Here is a 310-nt window from a genome sequence, read left to right on the forward strand (position 1 = left end):
CCGCCGCGAGCGCCCCGGCGGGCGGCGCGTCGAGCAGCGCGAGACCGCTCGCGTCCGGATCGCCCCAGCACGCCGCCTGGAGCGCGAACGCCGCCAGGTCCGCGACCTTGATCTCGGGGGACGGGAAACGCGCCAGCCGTACGTCCTCCGCCTCCGTCCAGCAGCGGTAGACGGCCCCCGGCGCCTCGCGCCCCGCCCGGCCCGCCCGCTGCCGGGCACCCGCCTGCGACACCCGTACGGTCGTCAGGGCGCTGAGCCCGCGCGCGTGGTCGGTACGGGGCTCACGCGCCAGGCCCGCGTCCACCACGAC

General features: G+C 79.4%; 1 pseudogene. It reads right to left on the minus strand.

What is annotated here, in order from left to right:
- A pseudogene (locus GT042_RS10530) lies at positions 1-310 on the minus strand (ATP-dependent helicase HrpB); the annotation flags it as partial.

It is taken from the genome of Streptomyces sp. SID3212, from assembly GCF_009865405.1.
Classification (GTDB): domain Bacteria; phylum Actinomycetota; class Actinomycetes; order Streptomycetales; family Streptomycetaceae; genus Streptomyces.